Raw genomic sequence first — 26,472 nt, 5'->3', positions numbered from 1 at the left:
TGAAATGCGTAAAATAATCATTTTCTTCCACAAAATATCAGTAAAGCCACCTCACAATAAAATTGTAACTTTGTATCATTCAATCTATTTCAACCTAAAATAACATTTTATTTGATAGGGAAGCTTAATCTAAGCAGCGCCAATGCGCAAAAGATCATGAAAATGAACAATTCCTATCGGTTTTTTATCTTCAACCACAAAAAATGCACCAATCTGATGATCATTAATAAAAGCTGTTGCTGCACCAACAAGTGTATTTGGCTTTACAACTTTAGGAGCTTTGGTCATCACCTCGTCAACATTAAATTTTGATAAATTAAAATGAATGTTACGTGCAAGATCGCCATCAGTTACAATTCCGATTAGTTCACCTTCTTGATTCACAACACCAACACAACCAAAATGTTTTTCCACCAAAACATTCATCGCTTCAGTCATAGCTGTTCCCTGCATAACCAAAGGAATATTATCACCCTCATGCATAATATCACACACGTATTTAAGGCTTGCACCAAGAGAACCACCAGGATGATATATTTTGAAATCCGTTGCGGTAAAACCACGCATTTCTAAAAGAGAAACCGCTAATGCATCTCCCATTGCCAATTGCATAATTGTTGAAGTTGTAGGGGCTAAACCATGGGGGCAAGCCTCTTCTATCTTTGGTAATAATAGTACAATATCAGCTTGTCGTCCTAACACAGAGTGCTTACTTGATGTCATCGCAATAAGGGGGATACGAAAACGCGCCGCATAACTCATAATACCACTTAACTCTTGAGTTTCACCAGACCATGATAAAGCAAGAATAACGTCATCAGAGCCAATCATACCAAGATCACCATGATTGGCTTCTGCAGCGTGAACAAAAAAGGCAGGTGTTCCAGTTGAGGCTAAGGTTGCTGCAATTTTTGTCCCTATATGACCACTTTTTCCAAGACCAGTAATAACCACATGTCCACGAGCATTTCTAATAGTTTGAACAGCCGCTTCAAAAGAAGAAGAAAGACTTTCCAGAAGAGCTTTTTCAAGAGCTTCAAGCCCCTGCTTTTCACTAGCAAGTGTTTTAAGCGCTGATGCTACTGCACCTTGCAAAGCCATATGAGGAGACGGTATTGTCATAATCAAATTCGATCAATAAAATTAAGTGAGGGATCTATATCACTTTTCAACATTAATGGTTTCCAGTAAATTTTTCAATGAAGCAGAAACGTGGCTGTGCATATCAGCGCGTGCCAAAGAAAATGCAACGTTGGCTTCAATAAAACCAGCTTTAGAACCGCAATCAAAAGTGCGCCCTTTTACTTGCAAACCCCAAAAATCTTGCTCATTTGAAAGCCGCATCATAGCATCTGTTAATTGAATTTCATTTCCTGTTCCCCGTTCTTGAGTGGAAAGAATATTAAAAATTTCTGGCTGCAAAATATAACGTCCATTGATGTACAAATTTGATGGTGCCGTTCCTTGTGCCGGTTTCTCTACCATTTTTGTGATTTCAAAACCATTTGCAATCTGTTTGCCTTTCCCAACAATACCATATTTATGTGTTTCTCTAGGATCGCATTCCTGAACTGCTATAATATTCCCCCCACCCACCTTTTCATAAAGGCTCATCATTTCAGAAAGACAGCCCTTTTTCGCCTGTATCAACATATCGGGTAATAATAAAGCAAAAGGTTCCCCTGCAACTAATTCACGCGCACACCAAAGAGCATGCCCTAATCCCAAAGGTTGTTGTTGCCGAGTGAAAGAAGTTGACCCTGGTAATGGCTGTAAACGGTATAAGTGTGCAAGATCTTCTTTCTTTCCACATTCAGCAAGTGTCGTGTATAATTCAACTTGCGCATCAAAATAATCCTCAATGACTGCTTTGTTACGTCCAGTCACAAAAATAAAATGCTCAATACCAGCTTCCCTCGCCTCATCCACAACATATTGAATAACAGGTTTATCAACAACTGTTAGCATTTCTTTAGGAATCGTTTTTGTCGCAGGAAGGAAACGCGTACCAAGACCTGCTACTGGGAATACTGCTTTCCGGATTTTACGCACACTCACCCTCCTCAATGAATTCATATAACTTTTTTGTTTTATTTATCATATGTTTTTACGAAATGGTAAAAAAGATATCTTATTGTTTTGATTATCATTATAATGGGCAATCAAAATGTAAAAAGAGTCTGAGAATTTATTGAAAGGATTAAAATGAGTTATTTATTTCAGTTTTTTCCTCTTCTTGATCATATTATCGATTAAACTAAATACAAAATAAAGTTATTGCACATCTAATGAATTGAATATTAATGGGGATTTCAAAATGCAAAAAACAGAATTGAAGACTTTCTCTTTTTTAGAGAAGTCAATAGCTTGGAGAACTCTTTTCACTGTCTCTGCCGTTATTTTTTCTGCTTTTTTTATGTTTTTTATATCCCTTTCATATGCTGATAGCGGATTTAAACACTGGATTAAAGAATTTAAAAAAATAGCTATTGCTCACAATATTACCCCTTCTACGTTTCATATGGCGTTTAAAGGTGTTAATGCCATTGATCCTGAAGTTCTAAAAAGCGCCGCATACCAACCGGAATTTGTTGCTCCTTCCTGGAACTATTTCGATAATCGTGTCCATGATATCGCAATTGTGGAAGGACGGCGCCAAGCAAAAAAATGGAACAAATGGCTTCTTCAAATTGAAGAACGTTTTGGTGTTGACCGTAATATTCTGCTTGCTATTTGGTCAATGGAAAGCAATTATGGGAAAATTTTAGCCAATAAAAGTGTAATGCGTGATGCCATTCGCTCACTTGCAACCCTAGCCTATGCCGATAAAAAACGCGAAAAATACGCATATACACAGCTGATTGCTGCTATGAAAATTCTACAAAGTGGTGAAATTAAACGCTCTCAACTCACTGGATCTTGGGCCGGAGCATTGGGACATACACAATTTATTCCAAGCAGTTATCTCGCCTATGCTGTTGATATAAATCAAGATGGACGGCGTGATATCTGGAACTTTGTTCCAGATGCTCTGGCTACTGCTGCTAACCTTCTCCACAAAAATGGCTGGCAACCTAATCTTATTTGGGGAGTAGAGGTAAAAGTGCCGCAGGGGAAAAACCTTCCTGAAGGCTGGTATTCCTTTGAACAATGGAAAAAATTAGGTGTAAAACACGCAAATGGGCACCCTCTTCCTACATCAGCTGAACAAGCAATATTAAAATATCCAGATGGAGCAAAAGGACCTATATTTTTAGTCACAAAAAATTTCTTTGTTCTGAAACATTATAATAATGCAGATCGTTATGCGTTTGCTGTTTCCCTTCTTGCTGATCGTATTGCTGGACATCTTGGATTAGTGCATGATTGGCAAAGACCTTTTCAGCCTATTACCTTCCAAGAGTGCAAAGAACTGCAATCTCGCTTAAGTGCATTGGGATATTATAAAGGAGATATTGATGGACAAATCGGAACAGCCTCTCGCAAAGCAATCAAAGCTTTTCAGCTGCATTACGGTCTAAAAGAAAATGGATATCCATCATCTCAAGTGCTTTTTCTCCTTCGCAAACAATAATGGAAACTAAGGTTTTGTCTTCTTTTCGCCTGATATACTTGACATTATTGCTGTTTTCACTTTCTATTGTGGGGATCTTACAGCCATCCCCAAGTAAAGCAACGAACTTCTTCAAATGGTTATCACAACAAAACAAACAGACACAGCAGCCACCGCAAATTATAGAACAAAAAATAGACAAGCCGCAAAAAAAGATCGTAACACAAAAAAACATACAAAAGCTAAAAAATGAGAATGCAAAACGCATTCTTGTTGTAGGGGATTTTGCAGCCTCCGCTGTTGCCGATGCACTTAAAAAGTTTTTTATAAATAATAGCGATATCGTTATCATGAACAACACAATACCAGCTTCCGGCTTAGTTCGAACGGATTATTATTCTTGGCAAAGCAATATTTCTAAACTCATTGACCAAAATAGCCCCGATGTTATTATCATGATGATCGGTGCAAATGATAATCAACCCATCACAGACTCTCATAACATGATTAACACAGATCAGTCAGAATGGATACGCATCTACAAACAAAGAATTATCGAAATTACTGAAAGTCTTCACGCCTCTGGAAAATCATGGATATGGATAGGTCAACCTTCTTTTGGAAATGACCTTTTGACACAAAAAATGAAAATTTTTAATGCGCTCTATAAACAAGAAACAGAAACAGCAGGAGGGTATTTTCTCGATATCTGGAGCGGCTTTAGTGATGAAGAAGGAATTTTTTCTTTTTCAGGCTATGATATTAATGGAAAAACAACCAAATTACGCACCAATAATGGCATGCATTTCACCCCTGAAGGAAAGAAAAAAATTGCCTCTTATTTAGAAAAACCATTGAAAAATATTTTAAATTTTCACGCCTTTTCTCATGAAAATTCATACTCAACCGATAAAGCTATTCAAAAACTTATACAAGAATCAGAGAATCAAGAGCGGAGTAAAATTATGCGTCAGCTTCCAATGAACCTCGATGATATGGTACAAAAAAACACTCACCTTTTAGGCAAAAGAAAGTCAAGTTTTATAAAAAAATCATGGTTTCCACCAAATGGGCATCAAAAAGATCGAGCTGATAATTTTTCTTTCCCATAATGTCTATTTAAAATACAAAATCTATTTTCCTCTATAAACAAAAAGCGAATAAGATAAAAAACTCTGTTTACAGAGCTATAATGAAGAGAAAATTTGCATAAATCGCAACTGTACCTTTCGAATAATATGAAAACGGCATGGTGGTTAACCATACCGTTATATCTTATAGTCCACGTTTGTTAATCATTGCCTCTGGTAAAGGCATTCGTCCCCGAAAAGCTTTATAAAGCTCCTCTGGATCACGACTTCCTCCAGCGGAGTAAATAAAACGTTTCAACTTATCAGCAAGCTCTGAATTAAAAACATCTCCCGTTTCTTCAAAAGCTTGAAAAGCATCAGCATCAAGCACTTCCGACCACATATAAGAATAGTAACCAGATGCATAACCATCTCCCGCAAACACGTGCATAAAATGTGGGGGACGATGACGCATAATAATTGTATCAGGCATTTGCAGCTTTTCTAATTCTTGGCGTTCAAACACTGTTGGATCAGTGACTGTTTCGCCTTGATGAAAAGCCATATCCACTAAAGCTGATGAGATAAATTCAACGGCAGAAAATCCTGCATTAAATGTCTGTGCTACTAAGACTTTATCTATCAACTCTTGTGGCATAGGATGACCTGTTTTTGTATGTATAGCATAAGATTTTAATATCTCTGGTACTGTTAACCAATGTTCGTAAAGTTGAGAAGGTAGCTCAACAAAATCACGTGAAACAGATGTTCCCGACACAGATGGCCATGTGACATCAGAAAGCAAACCATGCAATGCATGTCCAAATTCGTGGAAAAGCGTACGTGCATCATCAAGTGATAAAAGAGCAACTTCCCCTTTAGGTGGTTTAGCAAAATTACAAACATTGTAGATAATAGGCTTTTGTCCGCCATCCAATTTATGTTGTGATTGCAAACTACTCATCCACGCACCGGAGCGTTTTGAAGAACGCGCAAAATAATCACCAATAAAATGCCCAAGTAGACTTCCATCAGACTTTTTTACTTCCCACAAACGTGCATCAGGATGCCAAAGTGTAACAGCGTTTTTTTCTTCAAATGTAATGCTAAAGAGTTTTTCGGCTACCCCAAAAGCCGCTTTAATCATAAGATCAAGCTGAAAATAATATTTAATCTCAGCGCTATCGAAAGAAAGTTTTTCAGTGCGAAGTCTTTCAGCATAATAACGCCAATCCCAAGCAGCTAAAGATTCATTGCTGCCCTGATTGTTGGCAAAATTTTGTAAGTCAATTTGCTCAGTAGAAGCTTTCGCTCTTGCGCGCTCCCATACAGGCATAAGCAAATCCATAACGGAATCAACACTTTTAGCCATAGTATTATCGAGCTTCAAATCTGCGAAAGATTTATATCCCAATAATTTAGCCTGCTCATCTCGAAGCGCAACAATCTCTACAATAATTGTTTTATTATCATTCTTGTTATTATTTTCACCACGTTTAGCCCAAGCTTGGAATGCAACCTCACGCAAATCACGACGATCAGAGAATTTTAAAAAAGGTTCAACAATCGAACGTGCTAGTGTTAATGCATACGCTTCTTCATTGCCTCTTTCACACGCAATTTCCTTCATTGAAGCAATGAGATCTTGCGGTAAACCAGATAAGTCTGTTTGTTTTAAAAACAGAATCCATTCAGCTTCATCATTTAAGACATTTTGTCCAAAAGTAGCATTTAAAAAAGCAAGTCTTTCATTAATTTCCAAAAGCCGTTTCTTAGCTTTTTCATCGAGTTTTGCCCCATGACAAACAAACTTTTTCCACCATAATTCAAGAACACGTGTTGTTTCACTCTCAAATGTGCCCAGCTGCGACTGTTTATAAAGTACATCTATTTTCGCAAATATCCGCGCATCCATCATCATTTTTGAAGAATAACGAGAAAGTTTTACAACGAACTCTTGCTCTAGCTGTTGAATTAATACATTCGTATGAGCACTGGTGCGTAAGAAAAATATTGAACAGACACGATCAAGCGCTTTGCCGCAAAGCTCAAAAGGCTGCAAAAAATTCTCAAGCGTTGGTGGTTCTTGCACCATCGCAATTGCCTCTAGTTCTTCTTCTGCTTCTTGAAGTGCCTGTTCAAAAGCGGGTTTAAAATCTTCGTCACTTATAGAAGAAAAATCAGGAAGACCTGAAAATCCCTTCCAGTCCAGCACTGCTGCTTTTGTCATAATACTTTATGTCTCCATTATAAATTTAAACTGTAACAATTATCTTTACGACACAAATTGATAACATACTAAAACTATTTCGTGAGTTTCAAAACTACCTTTCAAAACCCTATTGAATAAAAAAACCTGAAAATCGTAAAGTTCTTTCATTCAAACCATATTATATTGAAGCAATAAAGATTATTCGCTCGCACATCACAATAGAATTGCATATTAACAAAAACACTTGGAGAAAAGCATAATCTCCACTCTTTATAAAATATTGCTTTAGATTCTTTTGAAAATCGCAAACTACATTAAAGAAATGATGGTAAAATCAGAACTGATTTTTACATTTACGTTTTTATATTATCCTCAAATTAAGCTGTATTCTCGTTTTAGTGATTCAGAAACTTGTTTATAACTTATAATTTATCCTTGACTTTACTTCAAATATTAACAATTGGGAATATAGCTGGGGAGTTTTTTTAAATCTTCCATAAACTTTTGTTTTTATCTCATCTATTATCTAGATTTACAACTCTCCAACTCTTCAGGAGGTACTTTATCATGACTGAAATCAAAACGGCCTTCGACTTCAAAAAATTTTCTCCTGAAGCTCTCGCTGAAAAGTTAAAGAACCAGCATTTTGCAGACTCTATTGATATCATCAATGACCTCGATATCATGGAACGTGTAACTATTCTTAGTCTTCTGCCTCTTGATTATGTTATCGAACTTTTTGATAAACCAGAGCTTGAGCAACCTGCTGCCATCCTAGAACTTCTCCCTATAAATCGTGCTGTTGAAATTCTTGATGGCATGTCTGCCGATGCTGCTGCAGACGTCTTTCAAGAAATGGATAAGGAAACCCGTACACGACTTTATGCCTTGCTTAACCCCTTAACGCGCGCTGAACTTAAAAAACTCACCAGTTATCCTGATCATACAGCAGGAGCACTGATGACAACAGAGTTTATAGCCGTTCCTTCAAACTGGACCATACAAAAAACTTTGGATCACATTCGTGAGGTCGAGCGAACACGTGAAACAGTTTATACCAGCTATGTAATTGACCCCAAAACAGGTACTCTTCTCAAAGCTGTTTCCCTGCGTAACCTTATTCTTGCCTCACCTGATGAACAAATTCTTAATGTCCCTACCCATGACTCGCCCATTACAATATCACCTTTCACACATCATGAAGATATCGCACGCCTTTTCCAGCGCCATGATCTTCTCTCTGTGCCTGTAGTTGATGAAAGTAACCATGTCATTGGCATTGTAACCGTTGATGACGTGCTTGATACTATGGTCGATGAAATGAATGAAGATGCCTATAAATTTGGGGGTATGGAAGCACTTAATAAGCCCTATATGCAAATTAAGTTTCCTGAAATGATGAAAAAACGCGGAGGCTGGCTCGCTTTACTCTTTATCGGTGAAATGCTGACAGCAAGCGCTATGCAACATTTCGAAACAGAACTCGAAAAAGCGATTATTCTTACACTGTTCATACCTCTCATTATGAGCTCAGGAGGAAATTCCGGCTCACAGGCTACATCCCTTATTATCCGTGCATTGGCTTTACGTGAACTCACGTTGAAAGACTGGTGGAAAGTGATCATTCGTGAAATTCCAACAGGACTATCCCTTGGTCTCTTACTAGGAATTATTGGTGTTACGCGCATTGCTCTTTGGCAAAAACTAGGTATCTACGACTATGGCCAACATTGGATTGCTATTTCGACAACAGTGGGTACAGCTTTAGTTGGAATCGTTACCTTTGGTTCTCTTTCTGGATCTATGTTGCCTTTTATTCTTAAAGGTTTAAAATTTGATCCAGCAAGTGCTTCTGCTCCTTTTGTGGCAACTTTAGTAGATGTCATGGGCATTATAATCTATTTTTCTGTAGCTTCTCTCATTTTGTCAGGAACTCTTCTTTAAACATGTAAAGTAAAAACTCTTACTTATGGAAAAATCTTGTCATGTAACCTAAGATTCTTTCCATAAGAGAATAAGCTTTATTATTTATTTTCTAGCGCACCGCTCTATAGATAATTTATTATTTTTTTGAATAACAGCTCCGAATAACGTAATTTTACCTCATCATAAAGCTTCTCATATTAAATCGATTAAAGTCATCTTCTTGCCAGTCACAAACGAGATCGGTGTATGTCTAAAAACTATTCAAGAAAAAATAAAATACTTCTTATATCCTCTCTCTCTCGTATCAAAAACTGGCGCAATATTGACAGCTGAGAAAGAATAATCATGATGATACTCAACAGGCTTTATATTTCTTCACAAAGGCGTTAATAGTATACTATTCGCGTATATTATATCATTTATGAGCTCTATCATGGAATGGATGTAGTGTACGTTAAGCAATCTCTCTTAAGTACATGAATATGCAACAAAAAGTATATGCTGTTTAAAGTGTTCTGTTTGGCATGAAAAGCATACTCCTATTAGAGAGTGCAATTAACAAAAGTAAGGCAATGCACTATCTCCATGGTTTAAAAGATATTACTTTAGATGCTTTTGAAATTATAAATTGGATTAACAGCAAAGATGGGAATTTTCTTTGGATGCCTTCATATTCTTTCTAAATAAGACTGTATGCCGAGTTCATAAATAAATCAAACAGATATAACTCTTGCCCAATCTGGCATACAAAAGCTAGAGCTTCTTATAAAATTCTTAATCATCTCAATATTTACCTCAAATACACGGTTGCATTAGATCTGGATTTTGATTGACAAGTTATAGAATAAGAAAAAGCTTTATTTAGAATAAGAATGTTGTACAGTTGTCAATAAATTGGCTATGGATTGAGAGATATTCCGGATTTTTATTAATCTCTTTGCAAAACAACAACAATAATATGGCTAGCTTTATACTTACTCTTACAAGAGCTCATATAAATTCCTTGTGTCATATTGATAAAAATCAAGTTGACGGTGATTTTTTGGATAATTCTTAGCTCGAGAATAGAACATACGTACTATAAAAACTTTTACGAAGCTTCAGAAATTGAAGCTCAATAGAGCCTTAAAGACTTGGATAAATAGTTTTGCCATAAAAATATTGCCTCCATCTTCCAAAATTATAAAAAAACATGTAAAAGGTTTTCTAATAGTCAGGCAAAGAATGTAAAGACTTTACCTCAAATGAAATTTCATTAAACGAAAAGAAGAAAATTTATGCAATTGCGTAACATTGCCATCATTGCCCACGTTGACCATGGGAAAACAACGCTTGTAGACGGGCTTCTCAAGCAATCAGGAAACTTCCGTGATAATCAGCGTACAAGCGAACGTATGATGGATTCAAACGATATTGAGAAAGAACGCGGAATTACAATCCTAGCGAAAGTGACATCTGTTGTTTGGAAAGATACTCGAATTAATATTGTTGATACACCAGGACACGCTGACTTTGGTGGAGAAGTTGAACGCATCCTCAATATGGTTGATGGAGCCATTGTACTTGTTGATGCTGCTGAAGGACCAATGCCACAAACAAAATTTGTCGTTGGCAAAGCATTGAAAGTAGGATTGCGCCCTATTGTTGCTATTAATAAAATTGACCGACCGGATGCACGCGTTGATGAAGTCATTAATGAGGTTTTTGACCTTTTCGCTGCTCTTGACGCAACCGATGAACAGCTTGATTTTCCTATTCTTTATGGATCTGGACGCGATGGATGGATGGCTGAAGCCCCAGAGGGACCAAAAGATCAGGGATTAGGTCCTTTATTTGATCTTGTGACGCAGCATGTCCCTTCTCCTAGTGTAGCAGAAGGACCGTTTCGCATGATTGGAACTATTCTTGAAGCGGATCCGTTTTTGGGACGAATTATTACAGGACGGATTCATTCTGGCTCTCTAAAACCCAATCAAAATGTCAAGGTTCTTGGACAAGATGGAAAACTTTTAGAAACTGGGCGTATTTCAAAAATTTTAGCATTTCGTGGCTTAGAACGGCAACCTATTGAAGAAGGAAGTGCTGGTGATATTGTTGCGATTGCAGGTCTACAAAAAGGTACCGTTGCTGATACTTTCTGTGACCCTACTGTCAATGAACCCCTTACTGCCCAACCAATTGATCCTCCTACTGTTACTATGAGTTTTCTCGTCAACGATAGTCCCCTTGCTGGAACTGAAGGCGATAAAGTAACAAGTCGTGTCATTCGTGACCGATTGTTAAAAGAAGCAGAAGGCAATGTCGCTCTTAAAATTGAAGAATCAGTCGATAAAGATTCTTTCTACGTTTCAGGACGAGGAGAATTACAGCTTGCAGTTCTCATTGAAAATATGCGCCGTGAAGGATTTGAACTTAGTGTTTCACGCCCACGTGTTGTTATGCAAAAAGATGAAAATGGAATAACTCTTGAGCCAATCGAAGAAGTTGTTATCGATGTTGATGAAGAATATTCCGGTACTGTTGTACAAAAAATGTCTGAACGTAAAGGCGAAATGGTGGAATTACGTCCTTCTGGAGGTAATCGTGTCCGCCTTGTCTTTTATGCACCAACCCGAGGACTCATTGGTTATCAATCTGAACTTTTAACGGACACACGTGGTACAGCAATTATGAATCGCCTTTTCCATGCTTATGAACCTTATAAAGGAGACATTGCTGGTCGTGTTAATGGTGTTATGATTTCAAATGACAACGGTGAATCTGTCGCTTATGCTCTTTTTAATCTTGAAGATCGTGGACCTATGATCATCGATGCGGGTGTGAAAGTCTATCAAGGTATGATTATTGGCATCCACTCACGAGATAATGACTTAGAAGTCAATGTCTTAAAAGGGAAAAAACTCACCAATATGCGCGCTTCTGGAAAAGATGAGGCCGTAAAGTTAACGCCTCCCATTAAAATGACATTAGAACGCGCCTTATCGTGGATACAAGATGATGAACTTGTGGAAGTAACCCCTAAAAATATTCGTCTCCGCAAACTCTATCTTGATCCTAATGAACGTAAACGTTTTGAAAAAACACGTACATCAATTTCAAGTTAATTTCATAATCTCTTTGGTAAAATATTTAATTGTATTGAGCCTCACTATATTCCAGAAAGGATGTCTCTATGAATATTAAGGAAATACCCGTAGGCAAAAATCCACCAGAAGATATTAACGTTATTGTGGAAGTCTCCCTTGGTGGGCAACCAATAAAATATGAGATGGATAAAAAGTCGGGTGCATTATTTGTTGACCGTTTTCTTCATACATCAATGGTTTATCCTGGAAATTACGGTTTTGTCCCTCATACGCTTTCGGATGATGGTGATCCTATTGATGTCCTTATCTGTAATACCCGTCCACTTATGCCTAGTTGTGTTATCAATGTTCGCCCCATCGGAGCTCTAATGATGGAAGATGATGGTGGTAAAGATGAAAAAATTATTGCCATTCCCACTACAAAATTAACAAAACGCTATATCAATATTCATGACTATACAGACCTGCCCGAGATTACACTCAAACAAATTGAACATTTCTTCAAACATTACAAAGATCTGGAACCTGGAAAATGGGCTAAAATTGAAGGATGGCGTGATAAAAACTTTGCGCATGAATTAATTAAGCAAGCTGTTGAGCGCAATAAAAAAATATAACGATTTTAATAGAATAAAGCCTATTTAAAAATAGGCTTTATTCTTTATTTTTTCTACGAGATGCAATCTCTAAAGGATTGCCATATCTGCTGTAATTCTTCTAAATGTGTCGAAAAGTAAAGTTGTTTGTAGCGAGATGTTGCGCCGCTTTTCAGAGAAATAGAAGAAGCTGAAATCTTCCACTGCTTCGCAAGAAATTTAATGAGAGCTTTATTCGCTTTTCCATCTTCAGGAACAGCACGAAGGCGTATAACCAGATATTGTTTTTCACCATCCCTACATTCAATCCCTATTATTTTGTCAACGGATGATTTGGGAATGAGATACACAAACAAAATCAAGTTATTTTTATCAACTTGATAAAACATGTATTCGCCTCAAGTAATATTTCTATACATATATGTTTGCGTAAACGCGCCACATGAAAACACGAATAAAATAAATAATAATGAACACTACAATAGGTGAAATATCAATCGTTCCCAAATTTGGCAAAATTTTCCGGATACGGCTTAGAACGGGATTTGTAAAACGATATAGAAAGCTTCCTATCAAAACAACAAAGCGATTGCGTGAATTTATGATATTAAAGACATAAAGCCAAGAAAAAATGACACTAGCGATTAAAATATCAATATAAATCTCAAAAATCAAATCAATCGTTCGAAGCAATGCATAAATCATGCGTCATCCCTTTCAATCAAGGAAACAGAAGAGCGTATAGAAAACCTTCATTAAAGCAGGTCTGTGTATCAAAAAATGGTTTTATATTTCAATACTCTTTTTTCTTGAATAAAAACCAGACATCTAAATTCTTCATCTCTCTATTTAATGACGATGCAGTTAGAAAACAAATATCAAAATTAAAAATAGCACATAAAATAGAAGAAACGGCAAAAAATCTGAATATCCCTTATAGGATTAATCTTAAATCTCATCGTTTTAATTATTAATTATAAAAAAACAAACAAACTAAAAACGGCCTTTTAAAGGCCGCTTCTAGTTTTAAAATTATTTCTGCAAAGCAGTCAAACGATTAAGAGCACTACTAAAACCATCTAGCTGAACAAATAAATCATTCAAAGCTGGTTCACCTGCAGCAGCAATTGTCATCGCCAACTTTAACTGTTTTCCAGAACGTAAAGCTGCTACGTGATTTTTGTCAAAAACGACAGGAACCACACAACCTGCTGGTACACAAGTCCGGATACCGGTTTCGATAACAGCTTTTCCCTCATCAACTTGTAAACGAACAGGTTTAGAAACCAAAATGCCAAAAGGAACTGTTAAATTACCAGATACAACACCCTCAGCATCGAGAGTAAGGCCCATAGCCACAACAACACGCCCCTGCTCATTTACTTCTTGACGGTGCATAAAACAAATTCTTTTCCCTTCTTGTATACCACAGTTAATAGTCCACAAACCGTAGGTTTCAGTCAAAGAAGAAGCTCCATTTGGCAATGTCGCTGCCGCATCTTTTGATGCAGGAGGCTTTGAACTTGTTGCAAATGCAACAGATGAAATACTCAAGAGAGTAAAAACTATAAGTAAATTAAATAACTTTTTCATTTTATATTCCTGTTCTTTACATAAAAGATAAACATGTTTATTATTTATTATAATATAAAGCATCTTAATAAAAAAAGCTTTCTCATAATCATATAGCTTTTATAATGGTCTAAGGCTACCTCGAAATTCGCTGACAACTTTCGTATAAACGTGCTTTTTAAAAGAAACAGCAATCAACGGAAGGGTTTCTAGATCAATCCATTTCCATTGATCGAATTCCGCTTTATTGCCATCTGGTGGCGGATTAATCGCAATTTCAGAAAGCTTTCCTGTAAACTGGAAAGCAAACCATTTTTGTATTTGCCCACGATATTTATTTGTTAATGTGCACCCAATAAGTTCTTGTGGAAAATCATAATGGAACCAATTTTGTGCTTCTTTAATCAACTTCACAGATCGAATACCCGTTTCTTCATAAAGTTCACGATATGCTGCATCTAATGGTTTTTCATCTTCATCAATCCCTCCTTGAGGAAGCTGCCAACGATGAGATATTTCAATATCTGCATGAATGGGCATCATTAAACGACGCCCAACCCACACTTTACCCTCATGATTAAAGATAACAATCCCAACACATTTGCGATATGGAAGAATCTTCAAATTAATACCTGCATCCATTTAATATTCCTCAAAATCGCAAGCTATAGATATCAATTCTCACTGTAATACATCCTTATTGGGATCTGGTGGAAATGCTGCATTTGACATTTCACCTCGTAACAGTTTATAGGCCTCATTCAATTGAATATCATCTTTAGGGTCTTTGGGAACAAAAGCAGCTGAACCAGATCCTTTATTACTTTCTCGTTTTCCTTTGATATGTCCTTTTAATGCAGACTCACCAACTTTTACATCATAACCTTTATATTTTTCAGGGAGAGGTTGCTCTACAATAATATCAGGCGTAATCCCTGTTCCTTGAATAGAAGTGCCTGATGGCGTGTAATAAAGTGCTGTTGTTAAGCGTAAAGCCCCATTTTCACCCAAAGGAATAATTGTTTGAACAGATCCTTTACCAAAAGACTGCGTCCCTAAAATTGTTGCACGACGATGATCTTGCAATGCACCCGCAACAATTTCAGAAGCACTTGCTGAACCACCATTAATAAGAACAATGAGCGGTTTTCCATTGATGACATCACCTGGCTTCGCATCAAATCTTGTCACATCACTCTTTTTGCGCCCACGAGTCGACACAATTTCACCCTTATTGAGAAAAGCACTCGAAACATTAACAGCTTGATCTAAAAGCCCACCCGGATTAAGCCGCAAATCAAGGACGTAACCTTTTAGCTTATCTTCAGGAATTTTAGATTGGATATCTTTAATTGCCGCTAGAAGATTATTTAATGTCTGTTCAGAAAACTGGATAACTCTTAAATATCCAATATCACCCTCAACCCGATATTTCACCGCTTTTACTTTGATAATATCACGAACAATCTTCACTTCAAATGGCTTATCAACGCCAGAACGAATAATTGTTAAGGTAATTGGTGTTCCAGGAGCACCTCGCATCTTATTAACAGCTTCATTCAATGTTTGACCATTCGTTTGTACATCATCAATTTTTGAAATAAGGTCTCCTGCTAGAATACCTGCTTTTGAAGCGGGAGTATCATCCATTGGTGAAACAACTTTAATTAAGTTTTTTTCCATAGTGACCTCAATACCAAGACCTCCGAACTCTCCTTTCGTAGAATCCCGCATATCCTTGGCTTCTTCAGCATTCAAATAAGATGAATGAGGGTCCAGTGATGTGAGCATGCCATTGATAGCGTTTTCAATAAGCTTTTTATCATCTGGAACTGTAACGTATTGCATACGTACACGCTCAAAAACATCGCCAAATATAGCTAGCTTTTTATATGCATTATCTTCATTATTCGCAGCAACAGACTGCACCATAATCATTGAACAGGCGCCGAGCAATACCCCAGCGACCAAAAGAATAACTTTACGAATCATTTTGGCTCCTTCTTATTTTTTCAGTCTGCCACCAAGGAGTTGGATTTACAGGTTTCCCCTGCTTTCTAAACTCAATGTAAAGCATTGGAGAAGTTTTTCCTATATCCAATGCAACACTGTTTGAAATAAATTGCATTTCCATTATACCCAGAGGCTCACCTGAAAGAACAAACTGCCCCTGTTTTACATTAATTCTCGACATTCCAGTAAGAATGATATGATAACCATTTCCAACATTGAGAATGATTAAATGTCCGTAAGAACGAAATGGCCCAGCAAAAGCAACAAAAGCATCTACAGGTGATATAACAACAGCTCCTGACTCTGTTTCTATCGTTTCACCAAAGCGCGTAATCTGCGAACTTTTATTAGAATGACGTATTCTTTTTCCTGAAACAGGAAAAAGTAAAGAACCTTTTCGGCTTTCAAAATTGGACTGTTCTAACAATTGCAAACTTTTCCGTACCTGTACTGATGCATCAGAGCTAAATTTTGACTGGCGGTCGAGCTCTAAAATCAATTCTTCCAAAGACTGCGCTTTTTTAGCAAGAGCAATATTTTTTTGTTGCTGTTCTGTAAGTTCTTTTTCTGATTTTTTTTGTAGTTTGTTTTTTTGGTCTAATAAAAGCTCTAGACGTTTTCGCTGCTCTGCTTGATTTTGCAGCTTTGTCTTTAATGCCTTATATTCCGTAGTAATGGAATTACTCAAATTGGTCAACTCCTTGAGTTTTTCTGTTAAATCTCGTGTTTTCTCTTGCATCTGAGGAATAACGGTACCTAATAAAATAGAACTACGTATAGAAGCCAACGCGTCCTCTGGCTGTATCATAAGAGCAGGAGGCGGATTCAATCCCATACGCTCCAAAAGTGCAAGAACTTCCGCAAATTCAGCACGACGATTTTTTAAACTTTGATAGACTTGTACCCGCTTTTCTATCATTTTTTTAAGCTTTTCTTCCCTTTTAGCAATATCATCTGCTACTATACGTTCTTCTTTAGCCGCCTTTATGAGTGCATCACTCAAAACACGTTGATCTTTTTTTAAATGCTCAACTTGATGCATAAGAAAAGCAACACGCTCACGCGAAAGTGAAATATTTTGGCGAATTTCTCCTAATTCTTTATGGACTTCCGTACTCCTCATTGTATCTTCCGCATGCGATACAGAAAAGCAAAAAAATATACTCAAGAGCAGAATGACAAATATGACGCACTCCTCATATAAATATAGCATCTTTCTATGAAGAAGCTTTTTCATTTGCAAAAACCATGACACCTCATCGTATACATTAGAGATGCTTTAAATGGTGTCAGCTAAAACAATATTAATAAACATATAAATAAGTGCTAAAAATTGAACAAAAATATTAAAAACGATGATACGGATGATTATTTTCAATTGTTACAGCGCGGTAAAGTTGTTCTGTAAGAAGAATACGTGCAATTTGATGTGGCCACGTCATCAAACCAAAAGATAAAAGAAAATCAGCACGCTTCCTTATTTGTTCATTATGCCCATCAGGTCCTCCCAAAGCAATGACGACATCTCGAATGCCCTCATCACGATAACACCTCAATTTTTCAGAAAAAGAAATTGACGAAATCGATTCTCCACGCTCATCTAACACAATTAATCGACATTTTTCAGGTAAAAATTCAATAAGTTTTCTCCCCTCTTCCTCCATACGTTGATAAACTGTTTGAGCACGACTTTCTGGTATCTCTTGTAACTTTTTTAAATGAAAGCCTACATCTCCAGAAATTTTAGAAAAACGATCCAAATAATGCTGAACTAATTTTTGCTCCGCCCCACTTTTCATACGACCAACCGCAAAAATAGAAATTTGCATTTTAATGATCTCCGAAGAGAAGCAAAGCCGTATCGTTTAAATCCGGCGTCATCCATATTTTTTCTAAATTATAAAAAAGACGAATTTCTGGACGAAAAAGATGAATGATAATATCACCTGTATCAATCAATACCCAGTCACCTCCAGCAAGCCCTTCTACACGCGCAAGCCCCTGCCCACTATCTTTCCAAGTATGTAATAAATGATCAGCAACAGACGATACATGACGCTGCGAATTTGCTGAAGCTATGACCATATAATCAGCCAAAGATGACTTCCCTCGAATATCAATAGCAACAATATCTTCTGCTTTTGTATCTTCTAAACTCTTGAGAATAACTTCAAGACTCTCACTAACAGAAAAAACTTTTTTTTCTTTTGAAGGCATAATATCGTAAGAGTGTTTGTGTGCAATGTTTTTCAGATCAATATCCTTTCTTATCGTTGTGGAATCTAAAAAAGAGACTTCTCTAAAGAGAAGCAGAATCTTATGAAATGTTCAAGAAAAATCATTCTTCTTCAAACGAAGGTTTGTTGAAGATTGAAAAGATAAAGGTCCATGCAAATAAGTCCAAACTGGTGGCTTGATAAAAGGTAATCGCTTACTTTCTCTCTCATCCAAACGAAAACGGCGATAAATATGTGCCATAGGAGAGGAAAGTGCTGACCGATTGCCTAAAGGACGATCAATAATCGCAATAGGAAGCATAGAGACGATATCATGCCATCGATACCAATGATGTATCGTCGCAAAACTATCTGCCCCCATAATCCATACAAAATTTACGCCACTGTAATGAGTAAGAATATGAAAAATCGTATCTACTGATACTTTGCTCCCTATAGCCTGTTCAAAACCTGTTAAGCGAATTTTTGGATGGTCAATAAGTTTAAAACTTAATTGCATTCTCTCCTCTAAAGAGGGTAACTGTGTACAATCCTTTAAAGGATTTCCTGGAGAGATCATCCACCATAACTGATCAAGATATAAACGCCGAATGGCAATTTTTGCAACAAGAAGATGCCCCGCATGCGGTGGATTAAAGGAACCACCAAAAAGACCCACAACATTAGATCTTTCAACATGTGGCATACAATTTTTCCATGGAAAAAATGGTGTTCTCAAGCTCTAACCTGACCATTTCCTTTAACGTGATATTGAAATGATGTTAGCTGTTCAACACCTATGGGACCACGTGCATGCATTTTTCCTGTTGCGATACCAATTTCCATTCCAAAACCAAATTCACCTCCATCAGCAAATTGTGTAGATGCATTGTGCAGCAAAATAGCTGAATCTAAATGATTAAAAAAATTCTTCACCACTTCCAAATCCTCAGCAATAATCGATTCCGTATGTCCTGATGAATAACGCTTGATATGAGCAATGGCTCCCTCAACACCCTCAACTGTTTTAACAGAAAGAATAGCATCAAGATATTCATGCGACCAATCTTCTTCAGACGCTAATTTGACATCTGGTATAAGAAAAACAATATCTTCTGTGGCGCGAATTTCACATCCCTTCTCCTGTAAAGCAGTTAAAACAGGAAGAAACTTTTTTAATGCTTGGCTGTCAATGAGAACTGTCTCAACAGCACCGCATATCCCTGTTCGCCGCAGCTTTGCATTTAAAACAATATTGCGTGCCATATCTAAATCTGCCGATTTATCAATATAAATATGACAAAGTCCCTCCAAATGAGCAAAAATTGGAACACGTGCATCAGACTGAACGCGGGCAACAAGGCTCTTTCCACCACGTGGTACGATCACATCAATCGCTCCATCCAATCCTTTGAGCATTTCCCCAACGGCAGCACGATCTGTCGTTCCAACCATTTGGATGGCATCTTTAGGTAAACCAGAGCGTTCTAAACCTTGTACCAAAGCTAAATGAAGAGCATGAGAAGAATGAAAGCTATCCGAACCACCGCGCAAAATCGCAGCATTACCAGCTTTTAAGCACAAAGCACTCGCATCAACTGTAACATTTGGACGACTTTCATAAATAATGCCAATCACACCAAGAGGTGTTCGTACACGACTTATATGAAGCCCATTTGGACGCGTCCATTCATCCATCACTTGTCCAACAGGATCAGATAAACGAGCAACTTGGCGAACACTGTCTATCATTGCACGTAAACGCAAATCATCTAATTTTAGCCGATCAATCATTGCAGCTTTCAAATTATTCTGAGCAGCATTCTCTAAATCTTGACAATTCGCCCGTAAAATTTCATCTGACTGAGCCTCTAAACTTAAAGCGATCATTTCTAATGCATTGTTCTTTTGCTCAGAAGAAGCAACAGCCAATGCTGCAGCGGCATAGTGTGCTTTTTGTCCCATATCTTTCATTTGTTCTTCTAAAGTCATCGTAACATCCACTCTGCGAAAACAATAAAAACAAAAGTAACTTTTTTAAACAGAATTGATCAAGCAACGTACAATCATATCATTACGATGCACCATAGCAGAGCGCGCCTCATACCCAAGAATAGCTTCAATTTCTTCACTTTTATGTCCTATAATGCGTACAGCCTCATCTTTGTCATAGCTTACAAGTCCACGCGCAATCTCAACTCCATCTGTACCAACAATTGCAACCGTATCCCCACGCTGGAAATTTCCCTCAACGCCAATAACCCCTGCAGCTAATAATGATTTTCCTGATTCAAGAGCCCTAATGGCTCCTTGATCAATCGTCAAAACACCAGATGGATCTAAATGACCAGAAATCCATGTTTTCCAAGCATTGACAGATTTCTTACTTGCCGCAAAAAAACTCTTGCGTTCACCTTTGTCAATTGCAGCAAGAGGATTCATACGCTTGCCTGAGGTGATAATCATCGCCGTTCCAGCAGCATTAGCTATTTTTCCGGCTTCAAGCTTAGTCTTCATTCCTCCCCGTGAAAACTCTGAAGCAGCAACATCTGCCATTTTTTCGATATCATGCGTAATGGATGCAACAAAAGGTATAAATTCAGCCGTAGGATCACTATGGGGAGACTTTGTATAAAGACCATCAATATCGGATAAAAGTATTAAAAGATCTGCCCCCATCATTGTTGCCACACGTGCAGCTAAACGATCATTATCACCATAACGAATTTCATTTGTCGCAACAGTATCATTCTCATTAATAACAGGTACTGCTCTAAAACGTAAAAGTACATTAATCGTCGCACGTGCATTGAGATAACGCCTTCGCTCCTCCGTATCAAATAAAGTGAGCAAAATTTGGCCTGTTTTGAGCCCATGTTGAGCAAGCGCATCACCATAGGTTTTTGCTAACTCAATTTGCCCCAAAGCAGCACATGCCTGGCTTTCTTCCAATTTCAAAGCCCCCTTAGGAAGCTGTAGCAATGTCCTTCCTAAAGCAATAGCACCTGAAGACACCAATAATATCTCTACGCCTTTTTTGTGCAATTCAACAACATCATTGATCAAGCTTTTAAGCCACTCAACCCGTAAACCTGCCTGAGGATCAACCAAAAGGGCAGATCCAATCTTGACCACAATACGTTTATAGTGTGTAAGTTTTTGCGATCCAACAGCCATCTCAATCAATCCTGCTATCCCCACCGTTCTCCTCTTTGCGTGATATTTCAATAATATGTGCACCAGCACGCAGCACATTTTCTAAACCTTCGCGGCTAACCGCAGAAAACATCATAACTGGTTGATCCGCTGCTCTTTGCAAAGCTTCCCGTTTAGCTTCACGCTCTTCATGAGCGAGAGTATCTATCTGGCTTAAAGCTACAATTTCAGTCTTATCACTTAGATTATTTCCATATGCCTCAAGTTCATGACGCACAATTTGATACGCTTTTGCTACATCTTCTTCTTGAGCAGAAATCAAATGAAGGAGCACACGACAACGTTCCACATGTCCTAAAAAACGGTCTCCAATTCCCACACCTTCATGCGCTCCTTCAATTAATCCTGGAATATCAGCCAAAACAAATTCACGACCATCAATTCGTACAACACCAAGATGAGGATGTAGAGTGGTAAAAGGATAATCTGCAACTTTTGGTTTTGCAGCCGTTACAGAAGCTAAAAAAGTTGATTTTCCGGCATTTGGTAAACCAACAAGCCCCGCATCAGCAATCAACTTCAAACGAAGCCATATTGCACGCTCTTCTCCAGCCAAACCTGGATTTGCACGACGCGGTGCCCGATTTGTCGATGTTGTAAAGTGAAGATTGCCAAAACCGCCATTCCCTCCTTTTGCAAGGCGATAGCGCTGTCCCACTTCCGTTAAATCACATATTAACGTTGCATTATCTTCTTCAAAAATTTGAGTCCCAACCGGAACTTTAAGGATGACATCATCACCCTTCTCACCCGTCATATTACGCCCCTTGCCATGTCCCCCTGTTTTTGCTTTAAAATGCTGTTGGTACCGATAATCAATCAGCGTGTTAAGTCCATCAACAACAAGAGCCCAGACATCACCACCCCGTCCTCCATTCCCTCCATCAGGCCCCCCAAATTCTATGAATTTTTCACGGCGAAATGATACTGCTCCAGAACCTCCATTACCAGAACGAATATAAACTTTAGCTTGATCAAGAAATTTCATTGGAAACACTCACTGAGGAATCAATCTCTCTACCTCTATAGGCAATACATTAATTTTACCAGTTTTTCATCATTGATAACAGAAAAACTGTCACTATCGCCGATAACTCTTTGAGAAAAAAATCATCGCATTTAAATAGGTTAAGTAAAATTAAGTCTTCTTAAAAGAAGGTGCTATTCTTGTACTTTTGTTTTTCCCTTAAATTCAAGTGCTAGAAGATAAAGCTCTACTGATTCTGATCGGCTTGCAGGTGGTTTAACATGGTAGACTTTTTTAAAATGCTGTTTTAATCTTGCAAGAAGAGTGTTTTCTGCTCCCCCTTGAAAAGCCTTTGCTAAAAAATATCCCCCAGGCTTGAGAACCGAAAGAGCAAAATCAGCCGCAACTTCACATAAATAAATCGTTCTTAAATGATCCGTCTGACGATGACCTGTTGTTGGCGCTGCCATATCAGAAAGAACCACATCCGGTTTTGTCCCTAAAGTTTCAATTAATTTCTGCGGTGCATCTGTATGCAAAAAATCCATTTCCAACATGGCAACTCTAGGCAATGGATCAACATGTAAATAATCAATACCAACAACGCTAGGATCCTCATCACTTGACCCTACTATACGCTCAACCACCTGACACCAGCCTCCAGGTGCTGCTCCTAGATCAATAACCTTTTGGCCTTTTTTCAAAAACCTATAGCGCTCATTAATTTCAATGAGTTTATAAGCCGCACGCGAACGGTACCCATCTACTTTTGATTGATGGACATAAGGATCATTCAGATGCCTCTCTAACCATCGTCGTGATGAAGCTTTAATGGTTCCTGCTTTCTTTTTTACGCGCTGATATAATTCATGTGACCCTGAACCTCCATAGCCACCTCTCGGTGTTTTTGTTGTTTTTTTCATCGTTATTCATTGTCTCCATATTTAATTCCCTAACACTTGAAATCTCTGCTCTTTCTATGACGACACCATACTCCATCGCGTAACATTAGCTCTATCAAAATTCCTTCCCTTAATCCACGATCAGCAACTCTTAAACGCTGACTTGGCCAAACTTCCCGAATAACATCTAAAATTGCACAACCAGCTAAAACTAAATCTGCTCTCTCGCGTCCAATAAAAGGGCTTATGACACGTTTTTCTATATCCCATGATAATAGGCGTTGTGTCATAAGCGTAATGTCCGCATCATTCATCCAAATGCCATCCACTTTTTTCCTATCATAACGCTCTAAATTAAGATACATTCCTGCTAAAGTCGTAACCGTACCGGAGGTTCCCAAAAGATGAAACTTTGAACCTTGTGCTAACTCTCCTAATTTATGACGATCTGAAAAATTATTTAATAACCCTCGCACATAGCTCTTCATTTTTTCAAAATCGTCTAAGCTAATATCATTCCCTCCAAAACGTTCAGCAAGCGTAACAACACCAACAGGAAGAGAAGTCCAAGCGATAATTTGTCGAGCTAAACGAAAAGAACGCTTTTGAGAAACATCAAGTAGCACAATTTCTGATGATCCTCCTCCGATATCAAAAAGCACAATTGCGTCAGTATTTGGTTCAACAAGTGTACTACACCCTGTAACAGCAAAACGCGCTTCTGTTTGCCGATCAACAATTTCCAATTCAAGACCTGTCTCCTCCAAAACACGCTGAATAAAATGTCTACCATTTTCTGCAGAACGACAAGCTTCCGTTGCAATCAAGCGATAACGCTTAATATGCCTTTGTTTTAGCTTTAAATGACAAATCTTTAATGCTTCAATCGCACGATCCATAGCTTGTGTATTAAGAAAACCGTTATTTATTAAACCTTCTCCCAATCGTACAATACGAGAAAAAGCATCAACAACACGAAAATATCCAGGTTTACTGGGAGATGCGATAAGAAGACGACAATTATTTGTTCCGAGATCAAGTGCCGCATAAAGAGGTGGAGATTTTACTGAATGAAACCGTCGAAGAAAAGGTGCTTTGAGTTTTTTTGTTTTTTGAGCACCTATCATTATCTGATTATGAAACTCAAAAGCTGCTTCAGATTGAACAAAAACCTGTTTCTGTTCATAATGTTTTTTTCTCTGTTGTCTCTTTATATCAACAAGGACAGAGTATGCCTCTGTTCGTGACAATGCAGAAAGATTATTTGTATTACTACCGCACTGATCATACAATTGATCTGCTTTGGTATCGTATATTTCTCCTTGCTTTAACTCTTTTGAACCATAATTTAACGGGGTCATGTCCCTTATCCCTTGAGCGTTCCCCCAATAAATAAACGCGAAAACTCTTCTGCTCATTCCTAAATAAAGCAATAATGCAGCATCAAATGATATATACAAGAAATCATTCTTTCTTTTTCTATCATTAAAATTTTCTACACTAACATCATTCAGATTTTTGTATAATCTTTCGGTTGTTTCCGTGAAATCATGCATCTCTTTATGAACTTAAAACTATAAATTAATCGTTTACGTTCACATCAATTTTTATAAATTATGCTCTTTTCTTTATACCATTTACACGGAGCATACCTCTATTGTAACAAACCTACACTATCATACTATTTGCTGACTTTTAAGGTTACAACAACCTATACATTAGTACGGTTTATAAGAAAAAAAAATTTTTTTCGTTATCCACACACAAACCTCGTTGTTATATGCAATGAAATGGCTTTGATTATGCTGGAATAAAAGTTCCATAGTACTACAAAATGCAATTACAATAGCTGTTATTTCGTGAATACCAATAAAAACTATCGTTCAAAAAAACTCTAGAATTATAAATTTATCTGAAAAATATTAATGCTTAATCAGACCGCTTTAAAAATCCATTTTAAGCTTAAAAAAGAATTTAGTCTACTCATTATTGTAAGGAAGAAATCGAGTATTTCTAATCTTTTTTACTTTTAATAACTAACGAAATCACTCTTTAAGCATTATAGGAAACACTAACTTGATTTTCCATTACATATAAAGAACTTACTGTGACTTTATATTCATAAAACTCTCACTCTTTCCAATAAATCACCTCGATATCATATTATATAAAACTTCTTACTTATTTGACCTTATAATTTACACTCAAAAATATAATACAACAATTTATGGAAAAATGACTCTTGTTAAAAATACTCGATGAATTCTAAGGACGGAAAGAATTAAGTGCTGCATTTAACCCTTTAAATGGTACAGTAAAAGAAAATACCTTACCTTCTTTAGTTTTATAGGAAATACGTACCTTATTGTTCTGCTCTATTTGTTTAGTCAAAACCGGCCCTACAGGTGATTGTGCCAAACAAACCGTTTCATTACATTGCGTATAATTAATAAGAACAGGTTTTTTAACATCTTTTACAAACATTTGAATCGGAACATTTATATCAGAATTTGGCAATGTTCGAAAAAGCATCACTGCTTGACCACTTGTCGTAGAAACAAGAGACCAACTAAAAATGGTATTTCCTTCTTGATCATGAACCGTCTGTGTCACATTACATATACCTTGCTTATGTTTAAGCTTTTGTTTTTCGTCACAAATCAAAGTCCAATCATAAAACTGCATAATAATTCGACGTGTTTCGCCAGGTTCTCCCTTAGGTATCGATAAGTGCGGTGGATGCACTGTATAAATATTATTGTTCTCGTTGGCAAAGCTTTCGCTCTTGCCTATTAAGGCAAGAGCAAACAGCAGAACCTTTACTAACATACTTCTCGTTTTTACAATAACAGCCATTTTTTCTATTATCATCTCAACCTCAGAGTAATTCCAGCGCCTATTCCCCAATGACCTCCAGCACTTGTCACAGATACATTCGAGCGAATATTTCCATCTTCAGATGTATAACCAGCACCAATAGCAAGTGCAGATTGACTGCGCCATAAACCACTCCCAAATGAAACACTTAAAGATCCTGGTATATCATAGTAACGTAAGTTGGACACCGCTAGACCAATAGCAGCAGCTTGTCTTGCTTCTTTCCGAACATCCTGAATAGCATAATTCAATGTCTCAAACTTCAT

At 37.4% G+C, this 26,472-nt stretch carries 24 protein-coding genes; 5 read left to right on the top strand and 19 right to left on the bottom strand.

Translation table 11 applies throughout. The features are described from left to right. Window positions 1–129 precede the first annotated feature (129 nt). Entirely contained in the window at window positions 130–1,122 is a 993-nt protein-coding gene (locus ACFINS_RS05760) for an SIS domain-containing protein (RefSeq protein ID WP_375611850.1), read from the bottom strand. 39 nt (window positions 1,123–1,161) lie between these two features. After that, window positions 1,162–2,052, bottom strand: coding sequence for a UTP--glucose-1-phosphate uridylyltransferase (locus ACFINS_RS05755; RefSeq protein ID WP_375611851.1), 891 nt, complete (start codon window positions 2,050–2,052; stop codon window positions 1,162–1,164). Between the two features lie 265 nt (window positions 2,053–2,317). On the opposite strand from ACFINS_RS05755, the gene ACFINS_RS05750 reads away from it, so the two are divergent. Further along, on the top strand, window positions 2,318–3,574 hold the full coding sequence (locus tag ACFINS_RS05750) for a lytic murein transglycosylase (protein WP_375611852.1): 1,257 nt from the start codon (window positions 2,318–2,320) through the stop codon (window positions 3,572–3,574). Between the two features lie 14 nt (window positions 3,575–3,588). After that, complete coding sequence (locus ACFINS_RS05745) at window positions 3,589–4,665, top strand: SGNH family hydrolase (RefSeq protein ID WP_375611853.1); 1,077 nt, start codon at window positions 3,589–3,591, stop codon at window positions 4,663–4,665. A gap of 163 nt (window positions 4,666–4,828) precedes the next feature. Here ACFINS_RS05745 and ACFINS_RS05740 read toward each other — a convergent pair whose 3' ends face one another. Continuing rightward, window positions 4,829–6,853 (bottom strand): M3 family metallopeptidase, encoded by a 2,025-nt coding sequence (locus ACFINS_RS05740; RefSeq protein WP_375611854.1) that lies wholly within the window; start codon window positions 6,851–6,853, stop codon window positions 4,829–4,831. 549 nt (window positions 6,854–7,402) lie between these two features. Between ACFINS_RS05740 and mgtE the strand changes: the two genes are divergently transcribed. The 3 genes from mgtE (at window position 7,403) to ppa (ending at window position 12,464) form a co-directional block, all read left to right on the top strand. Further along, entirely contained in the window at window positions 7,403–8,779 is a 1,377-nt protein-coding gene (gene mgtE, locus ACFINS_RS05735; RefSeq protein ID WP_375611855.1) for a magnesium transporter, read from the top strand. 1,259 nt (window positions 8,780–10,038) lie between these two features. After that, on the top strand, window positions 10,039–11,865 hold the full coding sequence (gene typA / locus ACFINS_RS05730; RefSeq protein WP_375629992.1) for a translational GTPase TypA: 1,827 nt from the start codon (window positions 10,039–10,041) through the stop codon (window positions 11,863–11,865). 68 nt (window positions 11,866–11,933) lie between these two features. After that, a complete protein-coding gene (ppa, locus tag ACFINS_RS05725; protein ID WP_375705970.1) occupies window positions 11,934–12,464 on the top strand; it encodes an inorganic diphosphatase in 531 nt (176 codons plus the stop codon). Window positions 12,465–12,517: 53 nt separating this feature from the next. Here the strand turns inward: ppa and ACFINS_RS05720 are convergent, their stop codons facing one another. The 16 genes from ACFINS_RS05720 to ACFINS_RS05645 all read right to left on the bottom strand — a co-directional run. Continuing rightward, a complete protein-coding gene (locus ACFINS_RS05720; RefSeq protein ID WP_375621163.1) occupies window positions 12,518–12,832 on the bottom strand; it encodes a DUF167 domain-containing protein in 315 nt (104 codons plus the stop codon). A gap of 22 nt (window positions 12,833–12,854) precedes the next feature. After that, window positions 12,855–13,148 carry a YggT family protein gene (locus ACFINS_RS05715; protein ID WP_375621162.1) on the bottom strand — a complete coding sequence of 98 codons (294 nt, stop codon included), beginning with the start codon at window positions 13,146–13,148 and terminating at the stop codon, window positions 12,855–12,857. Window positions 13,149–13,475: 327 nt separating this feature from the next. Then, window positions 13,476–14,036: an invasion associated locus B family protein gene (locus ACFINS_RS05710; protein ID WP_273790632.1), complete on the bottom strand. Its 561-nt coding sequence runs from the start codon at window positions 14,034–14,036 to the stop codon at window positions 13,476–13,478. A gap of 99 nt (window positions 14,037–14,135) precedes the next feature. Further along, a complete protein-coding gene (locus ACFINS_RS05705; protein ID WP_375705969.1) occupies window positions 14,136–14,657 on the bottom strand; it encodes an RNA pyrophosphohydrolase in 522 nt (173 codons plus the stop codon). Window positions 14,658–14,696: 39 nt separating this feature from the next. Then, a complete protein-coding gene (locus ACFINS_RS05700; RefSeq protein WP_375675757.1) occupies window positions 14,697–16,007 on the bottom strand; it encodes a S41 family peptidase in 1,311 nt (436 codons plus the stop codon). Continuing rightward, window positions 15,997–17,241: a murein hydrolase activator EnvC family protein gene (locus tag ACFINS_RS05695; RefSeq protein WP_375705968.1), complete on the bottom strand. Its 1,245-nt coding sequence runs from the start codon at window positions 17,239–17,241 to the stop codon at window positions 15,997–15,999. The genes ACFINS_RS05700 and ACFINS_RS05695 overlap by 11 nt, the downstream gene beginning before the upstream one ends. Window positions 17,242–17,374: 133 nt before the next feature. Beyond that, a complete protein-coding gene (gene rlmH / locus ACFINS_RS05690; protein WP_375627673.1) occupies window positions 17,375–17,857 on the bottom strand; it encodes a 23S rRNA (pseudouridine(1915)-N(3))-methyltransferase RlmH in 483 nt (160 codons plus the stop codon). Window position 17,858: 1 nt separating this feature from the next. Beyond that, the gene (gene rsfS / locus ACFINS_RS05685; RefSeq protein ID WP_375610572.1) at window positions 17,859–18,245 is read right to left on the bottom strand and encodes a ribosome silencing factor; all 387 of its coding nucleotides are present in this window, start codon (window positions 18,243–18,245) and stop codon (window positions 17,859–17,861) included. 111 nt (window positions 18,246–18,356) lie between these two features. After that, window positions 18,357–18,950, bottom strand: coding sequence for a nicotinate-nucleotide adenylyltransferase (locus tag ACFINS_RS05680; protein WP_375705967.1), 594 nt, complete (start codon window positions 18,948–18,950; stop codon window positions 18,357–18,359). A 29-nt stretch (window positions 18,951–18,979) separates the two neighbouring features. Beyond that, window positions 18,980–20,236, bottom strand: coding sequence for a glutamate-5-semialdehyde dehydrogenase (locus ACFINS_RS05675; protein ID WP_375705966.1), 1,257 nt, complete (start codon window positions 20,234–20,236; stop codon window positions 18,980–18,982). A 45-nt stretch (window positions 20,237–20,281) separates the two neighbouring features. Beyond that, window positions 20,282–21,421, bottom strand: a complete 1,140-nt coding sequence (proB, locus tag ACFINS_RS05670) for a glutamate 5-kinase (protein ID WP_375705987.1) — start codon at window positions 21,419–21,421, stop codon at window positions 20,282–20,284. Window position 21,422: 1 nt separating this feature from the next. Then, on the bottom strand, window positions 21,423–22,448 hold the full coding sequence (gene obgE, locus ACFINS_RS05665) for a GTPase ObgE (RefSeq protein WP_375705965.1): 1,026 nt from the start codon (window positions 22,446–22,448) through the stop codon (window positions 21,423–21,425). Between the two features lie 173 nt (window positions 22,449–22,621). After that, entirely contained in the window at window positions 22,622–23,350 is a 729-nt protein-coding gene (locus tag ACFINS_RS05660) for an RlmE family RNA methyltransferase (RefSeq protein WP_375611866.1), read from the bottom strand. Window positions 23,351–23,379: 29 nt separating this feature from the next. After that, the gene (locus ACFINS_RS05655; RefSeq protein WP_375650921.1) at window positions 23,380–24,690 is read right to left on the bottom strand and encodes a Ppx/GppA phosphatase family protein; all 1,311 of its coding nucleotides are present in this window, start codon (window positions 24,688–24,690) and stop codon (window positions 23,380–23,382) included. A 904-nt stretch (window positions 24,691–25,594) separates the two neighbouring features. Then, window positions 25,595–26,200 carry an invasion associated locus B family protein gene (locus ACFINS_RS05650; protein WP_273790643.1) on the bottom strand — a complete coding sequence of 202 codons (606 nt, stop codon included), beginning with the start codon at window positions 26,198–26,200 and terminating at the stop codon, window positions 25,595–25,597. Further along, the coding region (locus ACFINS_RS05645; protein WP_375606732.1) for a YadA-like family protein at window positions 26,197–26,472 on the bottom strand (276 nt) is incomplete at its 5' end. The genes ACFINS_RS05645 and ACFINS_RS05650, both read right to left, overlap by 4 nt.

Source organism: Bartonella sp. AA2SXKL, assembly GCF_042197205.1.
GTDB lineage: Bacteria > Pseudomonadota > Alphaproteobacteria > Rhizobiales > Rhizobiaceae > Bartonella.
The sequence above is the reverse complement of the archived record's forward strand: the minus strand, read 5'-3'. Positions and strand labels throughout refer to the sequence as shown.

Excerpts from the sequence above, each read along its gene's own strand:
- ACFINS_RS05760 (WP_375611850.1), bottom strand. The coding sequence starts at position 1,122 with ATGACAATACCGTCTCCTCATATGGCTTTGCAAGGTGCAGTAGCATCA.
- ACFINS_RS05750 (WP_375611852.1), top strand. The coding sequence starts at position 2,318 with ATGCAAAAAACAGAATTGAAGACTTTCTCTTTTTTAGAGAAGTCAATA.
- ACFINS_RS05740 (WP_375611854.1), bottom strand. The coding sequence starts at position 6,853 with ATGACAAAAGCAGCAGTGCTGGACTGGAAGGGATTTTCAGGTCTTCCT.
- mgtE (WP_375611855.1), top strand. The coding sequence starts at position 7,403 with ATGACTGAAATCAAAACGGCCTTCGACTTCAAAAAATTTTCTCCTGAA.
- typA (WP_375629992.1), top strand. The coding sequence starts at position 10,039 with ATGCAATTGCGTAACATTGCCATCATTGCCCACGTTGACCATGGGAAA.
- ppa (WP_375705970.1), top strand. The coding sequence starts at position 11,934 with ATGAATATTAAGGAAATACCCGTAGGCAAAAATCCACCAGAAGATATT.
- ACFINS_RS05720 (WP_375621163.1), bottom strand. The coding sequence starts at position 12,832 with ATGTTTTATCAAGTTGATAAAAATAACTTGATTTTGTTTGTGTATCTC.
- ACFINS_RS05715 (WP_375621162.1), bottom strand. The coding sequence starts at position 13,148 with ATGATTTATGCATTGCTTCGAACGATTGATTTGATTTTTGAGATTTAT.
- ACFINS_RS05710 (WP_273790632.1), bottom strand. The coding sequence starts at position 14,036 with ATGAAAAAGTTATTTAATTTACTTATAGTTTTTACTCTCTTGAGTATT.
- ACFINS_RS05705 (WP_375705969.1), bottom strand. The coding sequence starts at position 14,657 with ATGGATGCAGGTATTAATTTGAAGATTCTTCCATATCGCAAATGTGTT.
- ACFINS_RS05700 (WP_375675757.1), bottom strand. The coding sequence starts at position 16,007 with ATGATTCGTAAAGTTATTCTTTTGGTCGCTGGGGTATTGCTCGGCGCC.
- ACFINS_RS05695 (WP_375705968.1), bottom strand. The coding sequence starts at position 17,241 with ATGCTATATTTATATGAGGAGTGCGTCATATTTGTCATTCTGCTCTTG.
- rlmH (WP_375627673.1), bottom strand. The coding sequence starts at position 17,857 with ATGCAAATTTCTATTTTTGCGGTTGGTCGTATGAAAAGTGGGGCGGAG.
- rsfS (WP_375610572.1), bottom strand. The coding sequence starts at position 18,245 with ATGCCTTCAAAAGAAAAAAAAGTTTTTTCTGTTAGTGAGAGTCTTGAA.
- ACFINS_RS05680 (WP_375705967.1), bottom strand. The coding sequence starts at position 18,950 with ATGCCACATGTTGAAAGATCTAATGTTGTGGGTCTTTTTGGTGGTTCC.
- ACFINS_RS05675 (WP_375705966.1), bottom strand. The coding sequence starts at position 20,236 with ATGACTTTAGAAGAACAAATGAAAGATATGGGACAAAAAGCACACTAT.
- proB (WP_375705987.1), bottom strand. The coding sequence starts at position 21,421 with ATGGCTGTTGGATCGCAAAAACTTACACACTATAAACGTATTGTGGTC.
- obgE (WP_375705965.1), bottom strand. The coding sequence starts at position 22,448 with ATGAAATTTCTTGATCAAGCTAAAGTTTATATTCGTTCTGGTAATGGA.
- ACFINS_RS05660 (WP_375611866.1), bottom strand. The coding sequence starts at position 23,350 with ATGAAAAAAACAACAAAAACACCGAGAGGTGGCTATGGAGGTTCAGGG.
- ACFINS_RS05655 (WP_375650921.1), bottom strand. The coding sequence starts at position 24,690 with ATGACCCCGTTAAATTATGGTTCAAAAGAGTTAAAGCAAGGAGAAATA.
- ACFINS_RS05650 (WP_273790643.1), bottom strand. The coding sequence starts at position 26,200 with ATGATAATAGAAAAAATGGCTGTTATTGTAAAAACGAGAAGTATGTTA.